This window comes from Pseudomonas sp. PS02290, assembly GCF_029960075.1.
In the GTDB taxonomy this organism is placed as follows: Bacteria; Pseudomonadota; Gammaproteobacteria; order Pseudomonadales; family Pseudomonadaceae; genus Aquipseudomonas.
Genome location: NZ_JASCOY010000015.1, coordinates 1 through 17,289, shown reverse-complemented (window position 1 = coordinate 17,289; position 17,289 = coordinate 1). Strand labels below are relative to the sequence as shown.

General features: G+C 61.3%; 11 protein-coding genes. 5 read left to right on the top strand and 6 right to left on the bottom strand.

Annotated elements, in window-relative coordinates; translation table 11 throughout:
* Positions 1-15 precede the first annotated feature (15 nt).
* Entirely contained in the window at positions 16-1,818 is a 1,803-nt protein-coding gene (locus QMX88_RS09770; protein WP_282368692.1) for an acyl-CoA dehydrogenase, read from the bottom strand.
* 225 nt (positions 1,819-2,043) lie between these two features.
* Positions 2,044-5,997 carry a trifunctional transcriptional regulator/proline dehydrogenase/L-glutamate gamma-semialdehyde dehydrogenase gene (gene putA, locus QMX88_RS09765; RefSeq protein ID WP_282368690.1) on the bottom strand — a complete coding sequence of 1,318 codons (3,954 nt, stop codon included), beginning with the start codon at positions 5,995-5,997 and terminating at the stop codon, positions 2,044-2,046.
* A gap of 431 nt (positions 5,998-6,428) precedes the next feature.
* On the opposite strand from putA, the gene putP reads away from it, so the two are divergent.
* The gene (gene putP / locus QMX88_RS09760) at positions 6,429-7,913 is read left to right on the top strand and encodes a sodium/proline symporter PutP (RefSeq protein ID WP_192171167.1); all 1,485 of its coding nucleotides are present in this window, start codon (positions 6,429-6,431) and stop codon (positions 7,911-7,913) included.
* A 57-nt stretch (positions 7,914-7,970) separates the two neighbouring features.
* On the opposite strand, the gene QMX88_RS09755 is transcribed toward putP, so the two are convergent.
* A complete protein-coding gene (locus QMX88_RS09755) occupies positions 7,971-8,642 on the bottom strand; it encodes a polysaccharide lyase family 7 protein (protein WP_282368686.1) in 672 nt (223 codons plus the stop codon).
* Positions 8,643-8,943: 301 nt separating this feature from the next.
* On the opposite strand from QMX88_RS09755, the gene QMX88_RS09750 reads away from it, so the two are divergent.
* The 3 genes from QMX88_RS09750 to QMX88_RS09740 are packed head-to-tail and all read left to right on the top strand — an operon-like array spanning position 8,944 to position 11,986.
* Positions 8,944-11,100, top strand: a complete 2,157-nt coding sequence (locus QMX88_RS09750) for a putative bifunctional diguanylate cyclase/phosphodiesterase (RefSeq protein WP_192171165.1) — start codon at positions 8,944-8,946, stop codon at positions 11,098-11,100.
* 57 nt (positions 11,101-11,157) lie between these two features.
* Positions 11,158-11,658, top strand: a complete 501-nt coding sequence (locus QMX88_RS09745; protein ID WP_282368802.1) for a YgjP-like metallopeptidase domain-containing protein — start codon at positions 11,158-11,160, stop codon at positions 11,656-11,658.
* 31 nt (positions 11,659-11,689) lie between these two features.
* Positions 11,690-11,986: a winged helix-turn-helix domain-containing protein gene (locus QMX88_RS09740; protein ID WP_192171163.1), complete on the top strand. Its 297-nt coding sequence runs from the start codon at positions 11,690-11,692 to the stop codon at positions 11,984-11,986.
* Between the two features lie 79 nt (positions 11,987-12,065).
* Here QMX88_RS09740 and QMX88_RS09735 read toward each other — a convergent pair whose 3' ends face one another.
* Positions 12,066-12,524: a GNAT family N-acetyltransferase gene (locus QMX88_RS09735; protein ID WP_192130954.1), complete on the bottom strand. Its 459-nt coding sequence runs from the start codon at positions 12,522-12,524 to the stop codon at positions 12,066-12,068.
* Positions 12,525-12,729: 205 nt separating this feature from the next.
* On the opposite strand from QMX88_RS09735, the gene QMX88_RS09730 reads away from it, so the two are divergent.
* The gene (locus tag QMX88_RS09730; protein ID WP_282368682.1) at positions 12,730-13,467 is read left to right on the top strand and encodes a substrate-binding periplasmic protein; all 738 of its coding nucleotides are present in this window, start codon (positions 12,730-12,732) and stop codon (positions 13,465-13,467) included.
* On the opposite strand, the gene yccS is transcribed toward QMX88_RS09730, so the two are convergent.
* Both yccS and QMX88_RS09720 read right to left on the bottom strand, forming a co-directional pair.
* On the bottom strand, positions 13,448-15,655 hold the full coding sequence (gene yccS / locus QMX88_RS09725; RefSeq protein WP_192171161.1) for a YccS family putative transporter: 2,208 nt from the start codon (positions 15,653-15,655) through the stop codon (positions 13,448-13,450). The genes QMX88_RS09730 and yccS overlap by 20 nt on opposite strands.
* Before the next feature lie 320 nt (positions 15,656-15,975).
* Positions 15,976-17,154 (bottom strand): NAD(P)/FAD-dependent oxidoreductase, encoded by a 1,179-nt coding sequence (locus QMX88_RS09720; RefSeq protein ID WP_282368679.1) that lies wholly within the window; start codon positions 17,152-17,154, stop codon positions 15,976-15,978.
* Positions 17,155-17,289: the final 135 nt, after the last annotated feature.

Genomic DNA, 17,289 nt, shown 5'->3' with positions numbered 1-17,289 from the left:
TGTCATGTGGCGGGCTTAAAACCAGCCCGCCTGCATCGACAGACAAGCGTCATCCCGGCGCTCAAGAATCGCCAGCTCATGATGGCAACCCGGTACTTCCCACGTCAGGAAGTACCGGGCGGCCTGCAACTTGCCCTTGTAGAAGTCAGTGTCGGCTTCGTTGTTCTTCTCCAACCCCTCCTGCGCACGAATCGCCTGTTCCAGCCAGCGCCAGCCAATCACCGCGTGCCCGAACGCCTTCATGTACAGCGCCGAGTTGGCCAGCGTCCCGTTGACCTTGCCCTCGCTCAGATCGGTCAGTAGGCCGAGGGTCACCGCTTGCAGGCGAGCGACCAGTTGCTCCAGCGGTTGGCGCAATACCGTCAGCGATTCATGGGCCTGGGCCCGCTCACAGGTGTCAGCGATCAGACGAGTCAGTTGCTTGAGCCCCGCGCCTCCGTTCTGCGCCAGTTTGCGTCCCAGCAGATCCAGGGACTGAATGCCGTGGGTGCCTTCATGAATCGGGTTCAGGCGGTTGTCGCGGTAGTACTGCTCCACCGGGTACTCACGGGTGTAGCCATGGCCGCCGAGAATCTGGATCGCCAGTTCGTTGGCCTTCAGGCAGAACTCCGAAGGCCAGGATTTGACGATGGGCGTCAGCAGGTCAAGCAGCTCGTGGGCGTGTTTGCGCACGTCCTCGCTGTCGCCCGTCTGCGTGTCGTCGAACAGCCGAGCGGCGTAAAGGCCCAGGTCGAACGAACCCTCGACGTAGGCTTTTTGCGTCAGCAGCATGCGTTTCACGTCGGCGTGCTGAATGATGGACACCGGCGCCCCGTCCGGTGACTTGCTGTCAGGCAGTCGGCCTTGCGGACGTTCGCGGGCGTATTCCAGCGAGTACAGGTAACCGGCATAACCCAGCATCACCGCGCCCATGCCGACGCCGATGCGTGCCTCGTTCATCATCTGAAACATGCAGCTCAGGCCCTGATGCGGCTTGCCCACGAGATAGCCGACGCAGTTGCCGTTGTCCCCGAAGTTCAGCGCCGTGGAGGTGGTGCCGCGCCAGCCCATCTTGTGAAACAGCCCGGCCAGAATGACGTCGTTGCGCTCACCGAGACTGCCGTCGTCGTTAACCAGAAACTTCGGGACGATGAACAGGGAAATGCCTTTCACCCCCGCGGGTGCGTCGGGCAGTTTGGCGAGGACCAGATGGATGATGTTTTCGGACAGTGGGTGATCGCCGCCCGAGATAAAAATCTTGTTCCCGCGCAGGCGATAGCTGCCGTCTTCCGCAGGCTCGGCGCGTGTGCGGATGTCCGACAGCGACGATCCGGCGTGGGGTTCGGTCAGGGCCATGGTGCCGAAAAAGCGGCCCTCGATCATCGGTTGCAGAAAGCGCCGCTTTTGCTCGTCGGTGCCGAAGTTTTCAATGAGATTCGCCGCGCCCATGGTCAGGAAGGGGTACGACGCCGTCGCGGCATTGGCGGACTGGAAATGGGCAAAGCAGGCCTGAGACAGCAGGGTCGGCAGTTGCATGCCACCGGCGTCGAAGTCCCGGGCGGCGTTCAGAAACCCAGCCTCGAGAAAGGCGTCCACGGCGGGTTTCACTTGCGGAATCAGCACCGCTGCGCCGTTCTCGTAGCGCGGCTCGTTCTCGTCGTTTTTGCGGTTATGGGGCGCGAAGTATTTCTCCGCGATGTTGCGCGCCGTGCTGATCGCTGCATCGAAGGTTTCCCGGCTGTGCTCGGCAAAACGCTCGCGCCGAGTCAGCGCCTCTGCGTCCAGCACTTCATACAGCTCGAAAGCCAGATTGCGGGAACTGAGCAGCGTCTCGGACATGGCGGCGTACCTTTCTTGGGAATGCCGTCGAGTCTAGGGGCGAGGAGAAGGGGTGAACAGGATGATTGATGCGGGTGATGGGGCGCTCAAACGGCCACCAAACGGCAAGGATGCATCGGCGCCATCGCAAAACGGATGGCGCCCGCACTGGCTTCTTCCCGGCTGAAGCCGATTCCACTGAATAGCGCGTGCACTGAGTGGGACCGGCTTTGGCCGCGAAGGCCTCTAGCCGATGGTCATGAGGCTCGCATTACCGCCCGCTGCCGCGGTGTTGACGCTCAGTGCACGCTCGATCACCAGACGCTCCAGCGCAATGTTGGTTTCGCCTTTGGAAAGCCCGTGAACGCCGATGATCGCGCCGCTGCGTTGAGCGACCTGTTCGCAGATAGCGCGCAGTTGATCGGAATCGCCATGGTGCAATACCGCGTCAATGGCGACCGCGTCCTTGTTCCAGTCGGCAACCAGCTTGATGCGGGACTGCACATCCTTCGGCAGACGATTGCGCAGCGACTTGGCCGGTTCAACGTCCGGCACGATTGCCATACTGCCCACCGCCATCACTGCGGCCAGTTGCGCCAGCAGATCTGTCTCATCTTCGGCCAGACACAGCACGTGCTCACGCGGCAGGATGCTGTAGCTGTTGCGCTCGCCGGTCGGGCCCATGAGCGTGCGGGTCACGCCGCTTTGGGATTGCTCGGCGAACTGGCTGCATAACACCTCCAGATCGCTGAGTTGTTGGCTGCTTGCCCAAGCCTTGAGCGCATGCAGCGGCTTGAGCATCGCCTCCTGCATGCGGATGTCCGGCGCCTGTTGCGCATCGCGGGCGGCGAAGGATTTCTGCACGGCATCGGCGGGACGCGTCGACAGCAAACGGTAGAGATACAGCGGGCCACCGGCTTTCGGGCCGGTGCCCGACAAACCTTCGCCACCAAACGGTTGCACACCCACTACGGCGCCGACGATGTTGCGGTTGACGTACATGTTCCCGGCGTTGACGTTGTCGATCACCTTGGCGATGGTCTCGTCGATGCGCGTGTGTACGCCCAATGTCAGGCCGTACCCGGAGGCGTTGATCTGCGCGATCAGTTGATCCAGCTCACGACGCTTGTAGCGCACGACGTGCAGGACCGGGCCGAAGATTTCCCGTTGCAGTTCGTCGAAGCTGTCCAGCTCAATCAGCGTCGGCATCACGTAGGTGCCGCGCTTGATCTCGTCGCTGTCGGCAATGGCGACCTGATACACATTACGGCCTTTGTCGCGCATGGCCTGAATGTGTTTCTCGATGCCGGCCTTGGCTTCCTGATCGATCACCGGGCCGATGTCCACCGACAGGCGCTCCGGGTTACCAAGGCGGCTTTCGGCCATTGCGCCTTTGAGCATCTCGATGACGCGGTCCGCTGAATCTTCCTGCAAGCACAGCACACGCAGTGCGGAGCAGCGTTGGCCGGCGCTGTCGAACGCCGAGGACACCACGTCGATGACCACTTGTTCGGTCAGCGCCGAGGAGTCGACGATCATCGCGTTCTGGCCACCGGTTTCAGCGATCAGGGGAATCGGCCGGCCCTGAGCATCGAGACGGCCGGCGACATTGCGTTGCAGCAAGCGAGCGACTTCAGTGGAACCGGTGAACATGACACCCTTGACGCGATCATCGCCGACCAGCCGTGCGCCGACGGTTTCACCGCGGCCCGGCAGCAGTTGCACCACGCCTTCGGGAATACCGGCTTCGAGCAAAATGCGGACGGCCTGCGCGGCGATCAGCGGTGTCTGTTCGGCGGGTTTGGCGAGCACCGGGTTGCCGGCCGCCAGGGCTGCCGCCACCTGACCGCTGAAAATCGCCAGCGGGAAGTTCCACGGGCTGATGCACACCACAGGGCCCAACGGGCGGTGAGCGTCGTTGCTGAAATCGTTGCGTGCCTGCACCGCGTAGTAGCGCAGGAAATCCACAGCCTCGCGCACTTCGGCGATGGCGTTGGCGAACGTCTTGCCGGCTTCGCGAGCGAGCAAGCCCATCAGCGGTTGTATTTCGGCTTCCATCAGGTCCGCGGCGCGCTCAAGGATTGCGGCACGTTCGGCCGGCGGCGTCGCCTGCCAGATCGGTCCGGCGCTGAGTGCGCTGAGCAGGGCGTTATCGACGTCTTCCAGGCTGGCTTCCTGTACGTGGCCAACGACGTCGCGCAAATCGGACGGGTTCAGGACCGGCGTTTCAGTGCCAGCGCTGACCGGGCTGCCCAGCATCGGGCCCGCCTTCCAGTCGTTGTGCGCCGTGGCGAGCAGGGCAGAAGACAGCGATGCCAAACGATGTTCGTTGGCCAGGTCGATGCCGGCGGAATTGGCGCGCTCGCTGCCATACAGGTCGCGCGGCAGCGGAATGCGTGGATGCGGCAGGCCGAACCCGCCTTCCTGGGTGGCCATGCGCTCGATGCTGGACACGGGATCGGCAACCAGTTCCTGAATGGATATCGACTGGTCAGCAATGCGGTTGACGAAGGAGGTGTTGGCGCCGTTTTCCAGCAGTCGACGCACCAGATACGCCAGCAGCGTTTCATGGGTGCCGACCGGTGCGTACACGCGGCACGGTCGGTTCAGCTTGCCATCGGCGACTTTGCCGACGACCTGTTCATACAAGGGTTCGCCCATGCCGTGCAGGCACTGGAACTCGTACTGACCGGGGTAATAGTTCTGACCGGCGATGTGGTAGATGGCCGACAGCGTATGGGCGTTGTGGGTCGCGAACTGCGGGTAGATGACTTCCGGCACCGAGAGCAGTTTGCGGGCGCAGGCGATGTAGGAAACGTCGGTGTAAACCTTGCGCGTGTAGACCGGGTAGCCTTCCAGGCCCTCGACTTGGGCGCGCTTGATTTCACTGTCCCAGTACGCGCCTTTCACCAGACGGATCATCAGGCGATGGCGGCTGCGGCGGGCCAGGTCGATGACGTAGTCGATCACATAAGGGCAGCGCTTCTGATACGCCTGGATCACGAAACCGATGCCGTTCCAGCCGGTCAGTTGCGGTTCGAAGCACAGGCGTTCAAGCAGGTCCAGCGACAGCTCCAGGCGATCGGCTTCTTCGGCGTCGATGTTCAGGCCGATGTCGTATTGCTTGGCCAGCAAGGTCAGCGACAGCAGGCGCGGGTACAACTCATCCATCACGCGCTCGTACTGTGCCCGGATGTAACGCGGGTGCAGCGCGGACAATTTGATGGAGATGCCAGGGCCTTCATAGATGCCGCGACCGTGGGAGGCTTTGCCGATCGAGTGGATGGCTTGCTCGTAGGACGCCAGGTATTTCTGCGCGTCGTGCTCGGTCAGTGCTGCTTCGCCGAGCATGTCGTAGGAGTAACGGAAGCCTTTAGCCTCGAACTTGCTGGCGTTGGCCAGAGCTTCGGCGATGGTCTCGCCGGTGACGAACTGCTCGCCCATCAGGCGCATGGCCATGTCGACGCCCTTGCGGATCATCGGCTCGCCGGACTTGCCGATGATGCGGCTCAGCGAGGAGGTCAGGCCCGCCTCGTTGTGGGTGCTGACCAGTTTGCCGGTCAGTAACAGGCCCCAGGTGGCGGCGTTGACGAACAGCGACGGGCTGTTGCCGAGATGCGGGTGCCAGTTGCCGGTGCTGATCTTGTCGCGGATCAATGCGTCGCGGGTGCCTTTGTCAGGAATGCGCAGCAGGGCTTCGGCCAGGCACATCAGCGCCACGCCTTCCTGCGATGACAGCGAGAATTCCTGCAGCAGGCCCTGGACGATACCGGCGCGGCCACCGGTGCTCTTCTGGTTGCGCAGCTTTTCAGCGATCGACGCCGCCAGCTTGTGGGTTGCATCGGCCATTGGCGCAGGCAGGCGCGCCTGCTCGATGAGCATCGGCACCACTTCAGGCTCGGGACGGCGGTAGGCGGAGGTGATGGCGGCGCGCAAAACAGACTGGGGAAGGATGCTTTCGGCGAATTCGAGGAACGCCTGATGGGCGTTGTCGGCGGGCAGATCACCCTGATCATCGGCGTCTTTGCCACCCTGACCACTGAGTTCATTCAGGGTCGCACCGCCCTCGAGCTTCTCCAGATAATTGAAGATCGCCTGCTTGATCAGCCAGTGGGGCGTCCGGTCGATGGACTGCGCCGCCGCTTTCAATCGCTCGCGGGTGGGGTCGTCGAGTTTGACACCGAGGGTGGTGGTGGCCATTTCTTATCCTCATGACAGCCACGGTCATGTGGCTTAGCTGCGGCAAGATTAGCCGCGGGATCGAAAAGGTGCAACCGGGTGCAACCGCTTTTTTCAAAGTGTTTCCAAAGTGCCCTGTTTTGAGTCGAACTGGCCTGGCCTTGCCCGGTTCGGGTACCTGCCTTGCCAAGTCTATAGCTGGCTGTTGCCCTGCAAATACGGGGTATATGGCACTCTGATCTAAATTGTAAAAAAGCCATGGAATGGCGTTTTTCGGGTTGCACCTGCGCCAGAGTGTCCTCTAGGATGCGCCGCTTTGGTGCATTCAAGCGGTGTGCAGTGGCGAGGTTCTCGCCAGCCCGCGACGCACGCGAGCGGCCAATAGCGAACCTGATGCCTCAGGAGGACTTCGCTCTGCTCGCGCCTATAAAAACAACGCCGGAACCTAACCGATGAGTGTCAGCAACCCTACCTTGATCACTTTCGTGATCTACATCGCCGCGATGGTCCTCATAGGACTCATGGCCTACCGTTCCACCAATAATCTCTCGGACTATATCCTCGGCGGGCGCAGCCTCGGCAGTGTGGTCACGGCGCTTTCGGCCGGTGCATCGGACATGAGCGGCTGGTTGCTCATGGGGTTGCCGGGCGCGATCTACATGTCCGGTCTCTCGGAAGGCTGGATCGCCATCGGGCTGATCGTCGGCGCCTACCTGAACTGGCTGTTCGTTGCCGGTCGCCTGCGGGTACAGACCGAGCACAACGGCGATGCGCTGACCCTGCCGGATTACTTCTCCAGCCGCTTTGAAGACAACAGCGGTCTGCTGCGGGTGATTTCCGCCATCGTGATTCTGGTGTTCTTCACGATCTACTGCGCTTCCGGCATCGTCGCTGGCGCGCGGCTGTTCGAGAGCACCTTCGGCATGTCCTACGAAACCGCGTTGTGGGCAGGCGCTGCGGCGACGATTGCCTACACCTTCGTCGGCGGCTTCCTGGCAGTCAGCTGGACAGACACCGTACAAGCGACCCTGATGATCTTCGCGCTGATCCTTACGCCCATCATCGTGCTGCTGGCGACCGGTGGCATCGACACCACGTTCATGGCCATCGAAGCCCAGGACCCGAGCAACTTCGACATGCTTAAGAACACCACTTTCATCGGCGTCATTTCGCTGATGGGCTGGGGCCTGGGCTACTTCGGTCAGCCGCACATCCTGGCGCGCTTCATGGCCGCTGATTCGGTCAGGTCGATCGCCAAGGCCCGTCGCATTTCCATGACCTGGATGATCCTCTGCCTGGGCGGCACCGTCGCGGTAGGCTTCTTCGGCATCGCCTACTTTTCGGCGCACCCTGAGGTGGCCGGTCCGGTGACTGAAAACCACGAGCGCGTCTTCATCGAGCTGGCCAAGATCCTGTTCAATCCGTGGATTGCTGGCGTTCTGCTTTCGGCCATTCTTGCGGCGGTGATGAGCACGCTGAGCTGCCAGTTGCTGGTCTGTTCAAGTGCGCTGACCGAAGACTTCTACAAAGCGTTTTTGCGCAAAAGCGCGTCCCAGGTTGAGCTGGTGTGGGTCGGCCGGGCCATGGTGCTGTTGGTGGCGCTGATTGCGATCGCCTTGGCGGCGAACCCGGAAAACCGCGTGCTGGGTCTGGTCAGCTATGCCTGGGCAGGCTTTGGCGCCGCGTTCGGGCCGGTGGTGCTGATCTCGGTGATCTGGAAGGGCATGACCCGCAACGGCGCACTGGCGGGGATTCTGGTCGGCGCGATCACGGTCGTGGTGTGGAAGCATTTCGAACTGCTGGGCCTGTACGAGATCATCCCCGGCTTCATCTTCGCCAGCATCGCCATCGTGCTGTTCAGCGTAATCGGCAAAGGCCCTACGCCGGGCATGCTGACCCGCTTCGAAGCAGCGGAAAAAGAATACAGGGCGGCATAAGGGCTGCCCGCTCAAGAGCCCGAGCAACACTGGCGCTCGGGCTCCCTTGCGAGCGCATCAGCTCTTGTTGTGGTCGGCGTCCAGGTTGAAGAACATGGTCTTGCCGCCTTCGCTGGTGTAGCCCGTGTTGTCCTGGGTGTAGACCCCGGCCTTGAAGTACAGCTGCTGTTTGCTCCAGGTGGCGCTGATCCGGTCGTTCCAGGCCATGCCGTGGGCGGTCACGCTGAGCAACCCGGCTTTATTGAGGTGGATGACGTAATTGAACGTCTCGTTCAGGCTCACGTCTTCCGCCACCGTGATCACGCGCGCTTTTTTGTCGGTGGGGTGGTAGCGGACCTTGGCGACGATGTTGCCCATGTGCGTCGCTTCCAGGTACTGATATTCGAGCTTCAACAGCGGCTGCGTGCTGTCGTAGACGTGGATCTGACCGATGACGACCCTGCCTGAAGATGGCACCTGGAGAACCTTGAGCTTGGCATTCAGATAATTGTCGGCATCCTGGTAGTACCAGTTGTGCAGCGTGCCGTTGGACCAGGTCTCGCGCAACTCGGTACGCGGGTAGATCGCATTGGCGGTCTTGCTTCCGGTAACCGGAGCCCAGAATGTGATGTTCGATGAGCCGGACTTGAAGTATTTGCCGTCGTAACCTTGAAGCAGTTGTTGTGTCTCGATGGTGGCGGGGGGCGAGCCCACTGGAATGCTCAGATTCCACGTTCCCAAATCAATCATGTCTAGTCGTCCGATATGTCTCATTGCCAGCAAAGATGCGGGCGAAAGGGGGTTGGGGGCGGCTTTTTATACGGTTCCACGGCGCATTTGTTAACGCGAATCTGTCGGATGGTTGACGTCAAAGTGCCGCTATCTTCGCTGCAGCTCAGGGTGTTCCTGACATTGAGCACCGTTACCGTTAGTCGGTTGGATGGCACTTTTCGAATTGCACTACTATGGCTGCCTTCTTTTTTCTCCAATCGAAGCTAGAGTAATGGCCAATCAGTCCATCAGCGGGGCCATTCCCCGGGCAGTAAAGTGAATGATAAGTAGCAGCATGGAATGCGCGCAGTCCCTGCCACCCAGTGGCAAATCAGTATTGTTGGTTGTTGACGATTACCCGGAAAATCTGGTGACCATGTGCGCGGTACTGCAGCGCCAGGACCGGGAAATCATCACCGCCGCCTCAGGCATGGAAGCGTTGGGTATTTTGCTGGACCGAGATGTCGATCTGGTGCTGCTGGATGTGCAGATGCCGGACATGGATGGCTTCGAAGTTGCCCGCCTCATGCGTGGCAGTCTGCGAACGCGATTGACGCCGATCATCTTCCTCACCGCCAACGAACAATCCCGCGACTCGGTGCACAAGGGTTACGCCAGCGGCGCAGTCGATTACCTGTTCAAACCCTTCGATCCCAATATTCTCAGGCCCAAGGTTCAGGCGCTTCTGGAGCAGCAGCACAATCGGCGTGCCCTGCAGAAGCTGAGCCGCGAGCTGGAATCGGCGCGGGCGTTCAACGCCTCGGTGCTGGCCAACGTGGCCGAAGGCATCCTTGTCGTCACCGAAGACGGCGTCATCAGTTTCGCCAATCCGGCGATCTGCCGGTTGCTGGGCATGACCGACGGCGAGCTGCGCGGCACCGGGTTGTGCACCTACCTGCACGAGCCCAGCGTTGGCGAATGGGCAGATTCCGGCTTTTATCATCACTATCGCCGTGCCGATACCTATCGCGTCCATGACGCCGTGCTGCGAACGCCCGAGGGGCGTCAGGTCCCGGTCGCGTTGTCCTGCGCGCCGCTGCCCGCCGAGCAGCGCGCGATGGTGCTGAGCGTGCTCGACATGTCAGTGGTGCGTGACCTCTATCGTCAGCTCGAGCATCAGGCCGTGACCGACTCCCTCACCGGCCTGCTCAACCGCCGCGGCTTCTATCAGACGGTCGAAGGGATGCTGCTGCGCAACGAACACGCGGGCAAGTATCTGGTGGTGTTGTACCTGGACCTCGATGGCTTCAAGGATGTGAATGATTCGCTGGGTCATGACGCCGGCGATCAGGTGTTGCAGTGGGTCGGCGCGCAATTGAAAGACTGCCTGCGCCCTTACGATGTGCTTGCGCGCATGGGCGGCGACGAGTTCGTGGTGGTCATCGACGGACTGGACTTCCCCGAACACGCCGCGAAGGTCGCCGAAAAGCTGATCGAGAGGGTGTCTGCACGGCGCATGATTGACGGGGTCGAAGCCACACTCGGCGCGAGTATCGGCATCGCGGTCTACCCGGACTGCGGCACCAATCTGGATGGCCTGCTGCGCGCGGCGGACATTGCGATGTACGAAGCCAAGCGCGCAGGGCGTCAGCAATACCGCTTCTTCGATCAGTACATGAATGGCCGCGCACGCTCCCGTCTGATGCTCGAAGAGAGCGTGCGCACGGCGATCGACGGCAAAGACTTTTCCATGGTCTACCAGCCGCAGGTCAACGTGGTCACCGGCAAGACGCGGGGTTTTGAAGCGCTGCTGCGCTGGCATCATCCGGACGCGGGCGATGTGCCGTCAGGCGTGTTCATTCCGCTGCTGGAGGAGACGCGTCTGATCAACAAGCTCGGCGGCTGGATTTTCGAGCAGGGTGCGGCGCAGCGCCAACGCTGGAGTGACGTCTTCCCGGACGATCTGGTCATGAGCGTCAGCGTGAGCCCTGCGCAATTCAGCCTGCCGAATCTGGCGGCCGAGTTGCAGCGCGCGATGCAGATACACGGCCTGAAACCCCGGCAACTGGAAGTCGAGATCACCGAGCCGTCGCTGGTCCACAACCTGGTTCACAGCCGCAAGCAACTGCAGGACCTGCATGACATCGGCGTGCGTGTGTCGCTGGACGATTTCGGCGCAGGCGACAGCTCCCTTGCCCATCTGCGCAACCTCGATCTGGACACCTTGAAGCTCGACCGGCACTTCATTGGCGGCATGCTGGGATCGTCCCGGGATCTGGCCGTCGCGCGCAGCATCATTGACCTGTGTCGCATGCTCGATATCGAGGTGATTGCCGAAGGCGTCGAAACCTACGAGCAGTATGAGTGGCTGGTCGACAACGGTTGTCAGATCATTCAGGGCTTCCTGATTGCTCATCCGATGCCGCCATTGGAGGCAGAGCGTTTTGTCGAGCCGGTCGATCTGCCGGTCGCGTTACAGCTGCTCGGGCAGGACTGACGCGGTAGACTCGCGTTTTTCCCGCGACCCGATCCGACCATGACTGTCACTCCCCCAATGCCGCTCAAATACCTGCAGGCTTATCCCGAAGGCCTGCAGGATCAGGTTCGGCAGCTGATCTCGCAGGACCGGCTGACGGAGTATCTGCAGCAGCGCTACCCGGATCGTCACGAAATCCAGAGCGACAAGGCGCTGTACGCCTATGCGCTGGCGCTCAAGCAGGAATACCTGCGCAACGCGCCGAACATCGACAAAGTGCTGTTCGACAACCGCCTGGACCTGACACACCGCGCGCTGGGCCTGCATACCACGGTGTCGCGGGTGCAGGGCGGCAAGCTTAAATCCAAGAAGGAAATCCGCGTAGCTGCGCTGTTCAAGGAGGCCGCGCCGCAGTTTCTGAAGATGATCGTGGTCCACGAACTGGCGCACTTCAAGGAGTCGGACCACAACAAGGCGTTCTATCAGTTGTGCGAACACATGCAGCCGGGCTATCACCAGCTGGAATTCGACCTGCGCATCTACCTGACCTGGCGGGACATGCAGACGGCCGTGCGCTGATCAGCCGCTAGCGCTTTTCAAGGAAGTTTTAATGGACGTCAGCAAGACCAAGAGCAGTTTCTACCGCCGCCTGTACGTGGCGTATCTGATCGACAGCGGCATCGCCAGCAGCGTACCGGCACTGACCGACGTCACCGGCATGCCCCGTCGCACGGCCCAGGACACCATCGCGGCGCTGGCTGATCTGGACATCGTCTGCGAATTCGAACAACTGGATGGCGGCCGCAATCATGCCGGCGGTTACCGGATTCATGACTGGGGCGCGATTGACCGCCGCTGGATCGAGGGCAATTTGCAGGCCATCAAGACGGTGCTCGGGTATCCGTGACGTCGTGTCAGGGGCGTTGATTCTAGAGCTTCCCGGCTAAAGCCGGTCCTGCGAGGGCCATCGGGGTCCCCGCGCCGGATCAGTCCAGATCGCGACGCATGCTGATGTGCGGGATGCCGTCCTCGACGTACACCTCGCCCACCGGATTAAAGCCGTAGCGGCTGTAGTAACCCTGCAAGTGCGCCTGGGCCGAGAGAAATATCGGCTGGTCCGGCCACTGAAGTTCGGCGTGTTTCAGCGCCTGAACCATCAATTCATGACCCATGCCCTTGTTGCGCATCGATGGTGCAGTCACCACGCGGCCAATGGTCACGTCACCGTTCTGCTGAATCGGGTCCAGCAGGCGCAGGTAGGCGACCAGCTGATCATCCTGCCAAGCCATGAGATGGCAGGTATCGCCCAGCAAATCCTGGCCATCGACGTCCAGATACCAGCATTTCTGCTCCACCACGAACACCTGCGCCCTCAGTTGCAGAATGGCGTACAGCTGCTCTTTTCCAAGGTCGGTATGGTGTTTGCAAATCCAGTTGATAGACATGACGCCGGCCTGCGAGAAGAAGTGGATGCCGGATACTAAACGCATATCGGCGCAAGCCCAAATTCGCGGCGAGCAGGGCTCGATACTGATTCAATCAACGGCGCGTCATTTTGTTGAACTGCAGCACAAACATCGCAGTGTTATGAGTTGTGCAATGCGCAAAATGCGTCTTCACTGAAGGCCAGTTGCCACAAGGAAGCTGAGCATGTCGCGTTTGCTGTGCGCCGCAGGGCTGTTGGGAATGATGCTGATAGCCCAAGGCGCGGTCGCGCAGACATTGCGTCTCGCCGGCGATGCGTGGGCGCCTTATGCCGACGTGTCATTGCTGCACGACGGGCTTTCCACTGATCTGATTCGCACGGCCCTGGGCCGCGCCGGTTATGACACCGAATACGAGCAGGTCCCCTGGGCGCGGGCGATTCACGGGCTGAGCGAAGGGCGGTATGACATCGTCATCAACGCCTGGTACAGCGAAGACCGCACGCGCATTGGGGTTTTCTCTGCGCCATACCTGATTAACCGCCTGCTTTTCCTGAAACGCAAAGACGCCGCCATCGACTTTCAGAGCCTGTCGCAGCTGCACGGCTATTCCATTGCCGTCGTGCGCGGCTACGCCTATTCGCCCGAATTCGACGCCGATGCCGAGCTGAAGAAGGTGCCGGTTGCGAATTTCTCGACCTCTGTCAGGATGCTCGCGGCGCGCAGGGTCGACTTGACGGTGGAAGACGAGTACGCGGCGCGCTTTGCCCTCAATCGCGAGCCGGCTGACGTACAGGCCAGCGTTGAATTTCTGCCCAAGTCACTGAGCGAAAACAGTCTGCACATGCTGGTCAGCATCAAACGGGCGGATCATCAGCAGATCGTTCTGGATTTCGACAAGGCCATCGCCGACATGAAAGCCGACGGCACGTACGACAAGCTCATCAAGCTGCACGGTCTGTGAGGTCGGGTTCTTTGACGGGATCTTTGATCAAGTGCGCTGCGAGGGTGCGCAACGGCCCCAACTGACGGCAGATCAGCGCGAGTTGGGTTTGCACCAGCCGTTGGCCTTCGTCGATTTCTTCCGGCATCTGTTCCAGGCTCGTCGCCAGCGCCTCCTCTGCGTCGCTTTGCACCGCAACAGGCTCACGCATCGCCAGGCTCTGGGCGATTTCATCGATGCTCGCGGCAAGGCTGGCCCCGGCGCCCTCGATCAGCTGCTCGCGCACTTCGGGCGGCAGCGGTGCGTCCCGATGGGCCCCCAGGCCCGACAGATAACTGAGCAGCGTGTGTGACAGCACCAGGAAGCGGAAACCCACGTCGGCCTCTTTGCGGAAATGCCCGGGCTCCATGAGCATGTTGGCCAGCGTGGTGGACAGCGCCGCGTCGGCGTTATGGGCGTTGCGGCGGGCCAGTCGATAGGCCAGATCGTCGCTCTTGCCGTTCGCGTACTGCTGCATGATCTGGCGCAGGTAAATGCTGTTGCACGACAGCGTGTTGGCCAGCACCTTGTTCAGTCGACGGCCTTGCCAGTCGGGCAGGAACAGGAACACCGCCAGGCCGGCGATCAGGCTGCCCAGCAGCGTGTCCAGCAGGCGCGGCAGGAACACGCCGTAACCGTCGCCGACCTGATTGAAGCAGAACAGGATCATCACCGTGATTGCCGCCGTCGACAGCGTGTAGCGCGTGGTGCGGTTGACGAAGAACACCACGCCGGCCAGCACCGCGCACATCGATTGCAGGACCGGGGTGGTGATCAGGTCGAACAGAATCCAGCCCGCCGTCAGGCCAATGGCGGTGCCGATGATGCGCTGTCCGAGTTTGCGCCGCGTGGCGCCGTAGCTTGGCTGGCAGACAAACACCGTGGTGAGGATGATCCAGTAACCCTGGGACGGGTGAATCAGGTGAACCATGATGTAGCCGATGACCAGCGCCAATGGCAGGCGCAGGGCGTGACGGAACAACAGCGAGGTCGGCGTCAGTTGCAGGCGCAAGCGCGTCCAGACGTCCTTGAGGTTGCGCGGCGAGCGGTCCAGCAGACTGCTGTCGGTGGCGTCCGCCAGGGCGTCGGGGTTGCTCGCATCGCTGAGCAGCCGGTCAAGGGTGCCAAGGTTATTGGCCAGCGCCCGCAACGAACGCAGCAGCCCGCGCCACGCCGGATTGCTCTGAATGCGCAGGTGTTCGAGGGAGGCGCGCAGATCATTGAGCGCGTGGGCGAAGCTGTCGTCATAGATGAACGGCTGGCGCAGCTGGATCGACGCCGACAGGTCACGGCAGGCGCGACCTTGCTGGCGCAGCAGGCGCTGGCAGCGAAACAGCACGTCACTGTGGAAGAACGCCTCGGCCAGGGAGTTGTAGGGATAGTGCGACGAACTGGCACGTTCGTGGATGTCCTGGGCCAGAAAATACAGCTTCAGGTAGCGACTGACCTTCGAGCCGGGGCGGCCACTGCCCACACGGTTGAGGATGATTTCCTTGGTCACGTTGAGCGCACCGACGACCTTGCCGTTCTGTTTGGCAAGCTCCAGGCGCTTGGCTTCGATATCAAGGGTGCGAATCGGCTCGAACAGCTCTGATTTGAGCTTCAGGTACAGGCCCAGCTCGCGAAACAGTCGGGCCAGGGCCTGCTGCACCGGCTGATTGGAAAACAGCATCTGCCACAGTACCGACAGCAGGCCGTACCACGCCGCGCCTGCGACCAGCAGCATGGGTTCGTGCCAGAAATCGGTGACTTCGCCGCCGCGCTGATCGACGCCGATCATGGTGTAGACCGACAGAATCAACGTCGCGTAGGCAATGGCGCCGTAGCGCTCGCCCAGCGCGCCGAGCATCGTCAGGCAGAACGCCGCGAAGGCAAACGCGCAGATGAACACCACGGGGTAGGGGAACAGCAGCTCCACGGACAGCGCTGCGATGCTGAAGCACACCAGCGTCACGGCCAGCGCATTGAGCCGGCCCTGCCAGCTGTCATCGGTTTCCGACAAGGCGCTGGCGATAATCCCGAGGAACAGCGGGATCAACTGAGACATCTCGTTCTGGTACCAGCACAGCGCCATGCTGCCGGTCAGCGCGATGAAAACCCGCACGCTGTAGGAAAACTTGTCCAGCGCCCAGAGACGGCGGAATGTATTGCGCAACGATGTCGATGCCATGAACGCTGACGGCCTTGTTCGCGATTGATTTTGCTGAGGGATATGTACAGCGCCGGATGCGCGCTGTACATCCGGTTAGCAAAATTTATTCCGGGGCGGATGCCAATACCTCAAAACGCACCTTGACCCCAAGGGTGCCTCTCTCATTTGCGACACGCACTTGTAGGAGCAATCGGAGGTAACGACGGTCGCGAAGGCGCAAGGTCAGGCACTGAATGTGTATTGCCTGACCCGGCCTCTTCGCGACCGTCGCAAACTCCGATTGCTCCTACAGAGATCGCGCGCGTGTGTGACGTTGTGGGCTTGCTCGCAACGACTGCTCAGACGAACTGCGCCGCCGCATACGCTGATGCCCAGGCCCACTGGAAGTTGAAGCCGCCCAGATGCCCGCTGACATCCAGCACCTCACCGACAAAATACAGCCCCGGTGATTTCAGGGATTCCATGGTCTTGGACGACACCTCGCGGGTGTCGATGCCGCCCAGTGTCACTTCTGCCGTGCGATACCCTTCGGTGCCCGCCGGTACCACTTGCCAGCTCGCCAGTCTGGTGGCGATGTCGGCCAGCTCAGCGTGGGTGTACTGCTTCATCGGCTTGGACACAAACCATTGCTCGGCAATCAGGTTGGCCATTTTCTTGGTGAAAATCTCGCCGAGCAGCGTCTTCAGCTCGCTGTTCGGGCGTTCAGACTGTTGCTCGGTCAGCCAGTTGTGGGCGTCGTGGTCGGGCATCAGGTTGATTTCGACCGTGTCGCCCGGCTGCCAGAATGACGAAATCTGCAGAATGGCCGGCCCGCTCAAACCGCGGTGGGTGAACAGGATGTTCTCGCGAAAGCTGACGTCGTTGCAGCTCACCAGGCAATCGACCGACGTGCCGGTCAGCTCGGTGCACAGCTCTTTCAATTGATCGGTGATGGTGAACGGCACCAGGCCCGCCCGGGTAGGCAATAGCGTGTGGCCGAACTGCTTGCCGACCTGATAACCGAAACCGGTGGCGCCCAGCGTCGGAATCGACAGCCCGCCTGTGGCGATCACCAGCGACTCGCAACGGAGCTCGCCCAGGGTGGTTTTCAGCAGGTAACCGCTGTCGGTTTTCTCGATGCTCTGCACCGAGGTGTCCATATGCAGGCTCACGCCGGCGGTGTGGCATTCGGCGAGCAGCAGATCGAGGATGTCGCTGGACTTGTTGTCGCAGAAGAGTTGGCCGAGTTTCTTTTCGTGGTACGGCACGCCGTGCTTGCCCACCAGCTCGATGAAATCCCACTGGGTGTAGCGGGCCAGCGCCGATTTGCAGAAATGCGGATTCTGCGAGAGGAAGTTGGCGGGCTCGGTGTACAGGTTGGTGAAGTTGCAGCGACCGCCGCCCGACATGAGGATCTTCTTGCCCGGCTTGTTGGCGTGATCGATCAACATGACCTTGCGCCCGCGCTGGGCCGCCGTGAATGCACACATCAAACCTGCGGCGCCGGCGCCGATGATCACAACGTCAGTAACGGGCAAAGCGGTGTCCTCGGAATATCGGGAAGAAGATCGTGGAATCTGTCAGCGATCAATGTTGATTCTGCTGACGCTTTCGCGAGCAAGGTGGAGCGCCACCCCGGTCGCTCCCACAGGGGTTGCGCGGCCTTGTAGGAG